General features: G+C 58.1%; 1 protein-coding gene. It reads left to right on the top strand.

Translation table 11 applies throughout. The annotated features are described in order from the left end of the window. Positions 1–12: 12 nt before the first annotated feature. Positions 13–972 (top strand): ABC transporter substrate-binding protein (locus ACYJRZ_RS31910; RefSeq protein WP_459465533.1); only part of this gene is annotated, 960 nt, incomplete at its 3' end.

Here is a 972-nt window from a genome sequence, read left to right as displayed (position 1 = left end):
GAGGAGGACTTCATGCGTGCATCCAGCATTCTCAGATATTCCGCGGCTTTTTCCCTTGCGATAGCCGCAGCCGGATTTGCTGCCACTGCGGCCAATGCCGCTGACAAGATTTCCATCATGGTGGGCGGTTATGAGAAGCAGATCTATCTGCCGGCCAAGCTTGCCGAAGGGCTTGGCTATTTCAAGGAACAGGGGCTGAACGTCGAGCTTCTGAACGAGCCTGCGGGCGTCGATGCGGAAAATGAAATGCTGGCAGGCGCCGTCCAGGGAGTCGTCGGCTTCTACGACCATTGCATCGATCTTCAGGGCAAGGGCAAGTTCGTCGAATCCGTCGTGCAGTTCAGCCAGGCGCCGGGCGAAGTCGAGCTGGTGTCGGCCAAACATCCGGAAATCAAATCCGCCGCCGATTTCAAGGGCAAGAGCCTCGGCGTTACTGGCCTAGGTTCGTCGACCAACTTCCTGACCCAGTATCTGGCCATCAAGGCAGGCCTGAAGCTTGGGGAGTTCACTTCCGTTCCGGTTGGTGCCGGCCAGACCTTCATCGCTGCCATGCAGCAGGATGCCATTCAGGCCGGCATGACGACCGAGCCGACGGTCTCGCGTCTCCTGAAGACCGGTGAGGCCAAGGTTCTGATCGACATGCGCACGATGGACGGAACAAGGGCCGCTCTGGGCGGAACCTATCCGGCCGCGTCCCTCTACATGCAGGAATCGTGGGTCAAGGATCACAAGGAGGAGGTGCAGAAGCTTGCGAATGCTTTCGTCAAGACGCTGCATTTCATCAACACGCATTCGGCAGCCGAGATTGCCGACAAGATGCCGAAAGACTTCTATGTGGGCGACAAGGAAGGCTATGTGAAGGCGCTTGAAAACGGCAAGGCCATGTTCACGCCCGATGGCGTGATGCCGGAAGATGGTCCGAAGACCGTTCTTGCCGTGCTTTCGGAGTTCTCCAAGAACGTGCAGGGCAAG

It is taken from the genome of Rhizobium sp. No.120, assembly GCF_054558365.1.
The sequence above is the reverse complement of the archived record's forward strand: the minus strand, read 5'-3'. Positions and strand labels throughout refer to the sequence as shown.